6 protein-coding genes are annotated in these 6,206 nt (G+C 46.6%); 4 read left to right on the forward strand and 2 right to left on the reverse strand.

Annotation, left to right across the window (positions count from 1 at the left end; all coding sequences use genetic code 11):
• Positions 1-66: 66 nt before the first annotated feature.
• Positions 67-453 (reverse strand): hypothetical protein, encoded by a 387-nt coding sequence (locus WKK33_RS00370; RefSeq protein ID WP_337931983.1) that lies wholly within the window; start codon positions 451-453, stop codon positions 67-69.
• Positions 450-998: an Abi family protein gene (locus WKK33_RS00375; protein WP_337931984.1), complete on the reverse strand. Its 549-nt coding sequence runs from the start codon at positions 996-998 to the stop codon at positions 450-452. Before WKK33_RS00375 ends, WKK33_RS00370 begins: the two co-directional genes overlap by 4 nt.
• A gap of 886 nt (positions 999-1,884) precedes the next feature.
• On the opposite strand from WKK33_RS00375, the gene WKK33_RS00380 reads away from it, so the two are divergent.
• The 4 genes from WKK33_RS00380 to WKK33_RS00395 all read left to right on the forward strand — a co-directional run bounded on the left by WKK33_RS00380 (position 1,885) and on the right by WKK33_RS00395 (position 5,493).
• Positions 1,885-2,457, forward strand: coding sequence for a hypothetical protein (locus WKK33_RS00380; RefSeq protein WP_337931985.1), 573 nt, complete (start codon positions 1,885-1,887; stop codon positions 2,455-2,457).
• A 687-nt stretch (positions 2,458-3,144) separates the two neighbouring features.
• On the forward strand, positions 3,145-3,516 hold the full coding sequence (locus WKK33_RS00385) for a GxxExxY protein (RefSeq protein ID WP_330001880.1): 372 nt from the start codon (positions 3,145-3,147) through the stop codon (positions 3,514-3,516).
• A 46-nt stretch (positions 3,517-3,562) separates the two neighbouring features.
• Positions 3,563-4,882 (forward strand): ATP-binding protein, encoded by a 1,320-nt coding sequence (locus tag WKK33_RS00390; protein ID WP_337931986.1) that lies wholly within the window; start codon positions 3,563-3,565, stop codon positions 4,880-4,882.
• A gap of 131 nt (positions 4,883-5,013) precedes the next feature.
• Positions 5,014-5,493 (forward strand): hypothetical protein, encoded by a 480-nt coding sequence (locus tag WKK33_RS00395; protein ID WP_337931987.1) that lies wholly within the window; start codon positions 5,014-5,016, stop codon positions 5,491-5,493.
• Positions 5,494-6,206: the final 713 nt, after the last annotated feature.

Raw genomic sequence — 6,206 nt, forward strand, 5'->3', positions numbered from 1 at the left:
AAGCCTTATTTGAGGCTTGATACCCCGCCATGCCCTTTCGCTGAATAGTTACGGCGGATTATATCTCTACACCTCTTCTTTATAATCACTTGGCAAGACGATGCCCGTTTTTTGCTCAACGAGCGGTCGTAGATTCGGAGAAATCTGATAGAGTCTGCTGGTCGCTTTGTAAATATCCCTCCACATGTCTTTTGATCTGTTGGCAGACACCTTATGAAGGAGAAAGTCGATGACTCTCAATGCGCCATAAAAGGTGTTCTGAGATCCGATCGGTAGGGTCGGGCAGGCAGCTCCTGCCATCACGTTGTTGGTCAATGACATACCGACGATGACATTGCCATGAGCACATGAGTTACGGACCTCTCTGATTACTGAGATATAGTTCTTGAATACGCCCATGGCAGGTTCTCCAAAGAGATTGCTGATCAGGCTCTTGTCTGCATTATACTTCACTTGTCATATAGATTCTCCAGGTTGCCCAAGGTCATATACTCCATTGCCTTCCATGCGGGAGCGTAATTGCCAAGGTACTTTCTGTGATGACGTTTGATGGGATCCTTCAGCTTGATCTTTCCATAGAACTGTGTGGTGAAGGTTTTGATAAAACTGTTATCCACTATAGCTGGGTCTACATACCAATACGGGTTGGTGCTGTATTTGTTGGAGAGTTCATAGATGATGGTGGTTCTGATGGCAACCTCAATCCTTGACAGATATCTGTTTAGGAGGTTACGCAGGTCCAGGTCATAATAGTAGAAGGCTACGATGTCTTCAATGCGAGTGCCGGGTATCACGTTGTGAGAGCGTCTGTGATCGAGAAACGGGTAGGTCTGCTCAAAAGGATAAATATAAAAGCCAAGGCGATAATAGCCGATGTCTGACAGGTACTCTTTGGCCTTCTCAACATCTGTGATAACTACTCCTCGTGAAATGAGTAGTCGGATTTGTTGGTCGTATGTGCTTGCATACTTAGTATATGGGATCTTCCTATGTGCCATTTCAAAATCGTTTATGCAAAGGTACTATAAAATACATGAAAAGGTGAACGATAGGGATAGAAAATGCTGACATAGAAAGCGAATCTACCGAATATCAATCAACGATAATATCCGTTGTTCAGCGGTCATTCGTGAGATTTCAAACACCGGCGGTGTTTCCTCTCAGTGGTCATTCGTAAGATTCGGGAGATTCGTGTTCAAAAAAAATAACCGAGTCTCGTAAGATTCTTCCCTTCGGTCAGTGGGTCTACAATAGTCATTACTTCCCGTTGGTCAGTGGGGCTTCGCGAGTCTCGTGAGATTCGTGTTCTCATACTCAAACACCGACGGACCATTTCACGTTCAACATTCCACATACCACATTATAAACTCTTTCTCTCGGCTCGTGTCAGAGCAGCCTTTACGGTTAGGCACCTATTGCGGTGGCTCCTCTCACGCCAGCCCCCACCATCTGTGGTGTTTGCGGACCCCAAAGGTGCGCATCCCCGTTCCCCCAAATGCCGTCGGGCAAAGGTTTTCCCCCTGCTCATATCATTGTTTTGCAATCGTAACGTAAAATATTAATAGAAAAAGGTGTGATTTTAATCTAAAAGCCGTATCTTTGCAATCGATAGGTCCACACTCCGCATGGAGCTGGACAGAACGAATAGGAGAACGGGAGCCTCATACAGGCTTTTCTTAATAAGTCATAAGATGCGGCATGAAGGATAAAAAGACACCTCTTCCATTATCCTCCGTGGTGATGGATTCGAAGGACATAAAGTAGGGAGCGGGGATGACGCAGGATTGCTTTGACTCACTTGCTACAGCCGACGTAAACAACCGTTTACCAAAGGGCATACACGTTACCAAGACTGATGATGCATCGGACCTGGGTATAGAGAGAATGCACTGTCGCGAAGAGGAATTGCCCTGGAGCTACCTCTACCTCCACAACATGACCGTGCCCGTCTTTGAGCGTCAGATGAACGCTTACAACGCTTCCCATCCCGACGCACCCCATGCCTGTTTTGTTCATCGCTCCTATAGCTACAAACAGAAAACCGAGCGTGGGGGCGTGAAGAAAGAGCTCAAGCCCACCGTCAGCGGCCTCGTGTTCCTGCAAGGCACCACCAGGGACCTCCAAGCCTTCCTCCGTCTCTATTATCCCCAATACCATCTTGTAAAAGACCGTTCGCGCAATGCCCCCGCATCGATCACGAATGCGGTGATGCAACCCTTCATGACGGTGTTGCGCAACAACCCTGAGCGCGTCACTTTCCTCCGCGACCCCTTTGAAAAGTTTGCCCGCGACCATGTCAAGCTCCGCGTCCTCACCGGCATCTTCGCCGGCTACGAGGGCTACATCGTCCGCATCGACCGCGACCGCCAGCTCGTCTTCGACTTCGGTGGCCACGCTGTCGCCCTCCGTGGCATCCACAAGGAGGACTTCGAAGAGGTACGCGAATCTACCGAATAACGATCAACGCTAATATCCGTTGTTCAGTAGGTCTACTACAAATCTCGTGAGACTTCAAACACCCCTGGTGTTTCTATAAACGAACACAAATCTCACGAATCTACCGAATAACAATCAACGCTAATATTCGTTGTTCAGTAGGTCTACGCCAAATCTCGTGAGATTTCAAACACCTCTGGTGTTTTTGGAGACGAACACGAATCACACGAATCTACCGAATAACAATCAACGATAATATCCGTTGTTCAGCGGTCATTCGTGAGATTTCAAACACCGGCGGTGTTTCCTCTCAGTGGTCATTACCTCCCGTTGGTCAGTGGGGCTTCGCCGAGTCTCGTAAGATTCGTGTGATTCGTGTTCAAAAAAAATAGCCGGGTCTTTTGAGATTTCAAACACCTCTGGTGTTTCTATAAACGAACACGAATCTCACGAATCCACCGAATAACAGCTGGTACTATTCACCACAGTCAGTGGGTCTATGATAGTCATTACTTCCCGTTGGTCAGTGGGTCTATAATAGTCATTCGTGAGATTTCAAACACCGGCGGTGTTTCTAAAGACATGCATTCGTAAGATTCGTAAGATTCGTGTTCGAAAAAAAATAGCCGAGTCTCGTGAGATTACCTCCCGTTGGTCGGTGGGTCTACGACAAATCTCGTGTTCTAAAAAATTAAGATATTAAGCGTCATGATCTACCGCAGCCAAGAGTCCTATAACATCACGGGAGCCGCGATGTACGTTTACAACACCCTCGGCCCCGGGTTTCTCGAAGCAGTCTACCAAGAAGCCCTGGCCATTGAGTTCTCTAAGCGCGGCATACCCTTCCAACGAGAGAAAGAGCTCAAGATCTACTACGACGGGCACGAGCTCAAGCAGACCTACCGTGCCGACTTCGTTTGCTACGACAACATCATTGTGGAGATCAAGGCCGTTGGCGACCTCGACAACACCCACCGCAGCCAAGTGTACAACTACCTCAAAGCCACTGGCTGCCAGTTAGGTCTGCTTTACAATTTTGGCCACTCCCACACCCTCCAGCAGGAGCGCAAGGTAATGTGATTGCCTGTCGTTGCCACCGCATAGATAGCCAACAAAGAAATTAGCTATGAAACTGAAAATACGAAATATAAATAAGATAAAAACTGCCGACATCAAGTTGGACGGCCTGACCGTGATAGCTGGAGCAAACAGTTCGGGCAAAAGCACAGTAGGCAAGCTTCTCTTTTCTATGGTTAAGTCGCAGGCAAACGCTGAATTTCTTAACCACCAAAGCAAGGAAGAAAAATTAAGGAAAAGAGTTGAAGAACTGTATAAGCGTGCCAATGGATGCTTTTCAAGGTACGACGATGCCGAATTAGCAGAGATACTGCCACTTCCTATTTCGCGGTTTATAGCCCCATTGGTAGAACTTACCGACAAAGAGGAAATTAAGCGACGTCTTGGTAAAATATCGTCGTGGATCGAATCTAAAGATATATCACCACGTGTCAAGTCGCTTTTTTCTCAGGATATTGATAACATCAGCATAGCGTTAGGCGATAGCAAGGCGGCAGATATAGCGTCAGAAGTAAGGGTCTTCACAGAGTCGGAATTCATGAACAAGATATGCTCTTACAAGACAAAAGAATCGAAGGCCAAACTCGAATATGACAATCCCAACAGTTTTCTCTCCCTTGAATTTGCTGATGACCTAATCAATCAGGTGTATTTTGAAGGAGACGATTATCTTAGTGATGCCACCTACGTAGAGTCGCCTCTTTATCTCCACATACTCGATACACTCCTTTATGCAGCGACATATCAAGAATACCAGACAAGGCCCATGATGACATTCCGGGGAATGGTGCCAATCCATATCAAAGATCTTGCCAATAAGCTACATGCGTTGCAGATGGTTCCCTCGGGCAAAGAAAGCCAAAGCGAGTATGGACTTTCAGAATTGATGGGCGGGCGCTTTGCTTTCGACAAGGACAGTAAGGTACTTAAGTTCTTTAGCGAACGAATGGGCATGGAACTTTCACCTATCAATATAGCATCGGGAATTAAGACCTTTGGAATGGTACAAATTCTTTTGGAGACCCAGGTTATCGGCAACGACAAGATATTGATTTGGGATGAGCCAGAGAACCATTTGCATCCACAGTGGCAAGTTACGTTCGCCGAGTTATTGGTCAAGTTGGCCAAACGCGGAATACCTGTGATAATAAGCACTCATAGTCCCTATTTTGTCCAGGGAATACGTTACTTCTCTGCCAAGCACGATTTGGAGACATTCACCAATTACTATCTCGCTGAGGAAGAGGAAGATAGTCGACTTTCGGTTATTCATGATGTAAAGGACGACCTAAACCAAATATTTAGCAAACTGGCAGCTCCGCTCAATGCGATAATGAACGTTGACGAGGCTCGTCGTAATAGGAATTAGGAATGACACCCCAGGAGCTATACCATTCTATATGTTTGCGTTATCAGGAATGTGAGGTGGACTCTATCTGCCAAACCGAAAAAACATGTAAACGCAACGGATTCTGCAACGATAAGCAACATCATGGTGTAATGGACTTCGATAAAGTGAAAGACACCTATTATGACCACCTGGGTGTCGACAAGAAGCCCGCTTCCGTCGATGCGGTATGTGTTGGAGATCAGCACGAACACTTCTGTTTCGTAGAGCTCAAAGGATGGAAAAACTATATGGCACACCGCTCCCAGCAAAAGAAAAACGTTGAGGAGACTGCTGCAGATTACAACCTCGTAGGAAAGCTAAGAGATAGCCAGAGGCTATGCATGGAGCTCACTTCCAATCCCGATCTTTTTGCAAACATGCCCATCGTGTTTCTGTTAGTAACCGATATCGATGTCAACGAAAATGGATTAGAATGGTTTGCGGATAGGCTAACCGACTTAGCCACGTCTTCGAGTAGCATTTACTCAGAATGCATCTCCAACTCGCGCAAAACGCTCGATTCGGAGATCCACATCCAGCACGATTACATTTATTGCAAGGATTTTGATAAACACCTCGAAACAATCTGAGAATCCGCGTCAAATCCCTCTCGGTCTACCTTGGCGGTGTAAGCAAAGATTTTATAAAAGATTTGCGTGAAAGTGGCGCGTTGCCATATTATAAGGTTCGCAAAACCATATATTACCCTCCGTGGCATCCACAAGGAGGACTTCGAAGAGGTGCGCGAATGAGGTTCCCTCAGACAAATTTGGTCTTCTTCTTGCAATGCGAGCAAATAAATTCCTCCCACTGATCTCACAGAATCCCACAGATAACATCCTGCAGCGTAGCCATCTGTGCAAATCTGTGTCATCTGCGGGATAAACCCCATGAGCGAAGCGAATATATTAGTCTCTCACAGATTCCGCAGAATCTCACAGATAACATCCAGTAGCGTAGCCATCTGCGTAAATCTGCGTCATCTGCGGGACAAACCCCATGAGCGAAGCGAATATATTAGTCTCCCACAGATCCCACAGAATCCCACAGATAACATCCAGTAGCGTAGCCATCTGCGTAAATCTGCGCAATCTGCGGGACAAACCCCATGAGCGAAGCGAGTATATTAGTCTCCCACAGATCCCACAGAATCCCACAGATAACATCCAGTAGCGTAGCCATCTGTGCAAATCTGCGTCATCTGCGGGCGCCCAGCTCGCAACGCGAGCAAATAAACTCCTCCCACGGATCTCACTCTAAGTTTGCAGAAGAATGCGACGCAGTCGCATAAATGTTAAATAAT

Origin of the sequence: Hallella sp. (genome assembly GCF_037460745.1) — a bacterium.
Classification (GTDB): domain Bacteria; phylum Bacteroidota; class Bacteroidia; order Bacteroidales; family Bacteroidaceae; genus Prevotella; species Prevotella faecis.

What these genes read in the sequence shown, in the direction of transcription:
- WKK33_RS00375 (WP_337931984.1), bottom strand. Translation starts at nt 998, where the DNA reads ATGGCACATAGGAAGATCCCATATACTAAGTATGCAAGCACATACGAC.
- WKK33_RS00390 (WP_337931986.1), top strand. Translation starts at nt 3,563, where the DNA reads ATGAAACTGAAAATACGAAATATAAATAAGATAAAAACTGCCGACATC.
- WKK33_RS00385 (WP_330001880.1), top strand. Translation starts at nt 3,145, where the DNA reads ATGATCTACCGCAGCCAAGAGTCCTATAACATCACGGGAGCCGCGATG.
- WKK33_RS00380 (WP_337931985.1), top strand. Translation starts at nt 1,885, where the DNA reads ATGCACTGTCGCGAAGAGGAATTGCCCTGGAGCTACCTCTACCTCCAC.
- WKK33_RS00395 (WP_337931987.1), top strand. Translation starts at nt 5,014, where the DNA reads ATGGACTTCGATAAAGTGAAAGACACCTATTATGACCACCTGGGTGTC.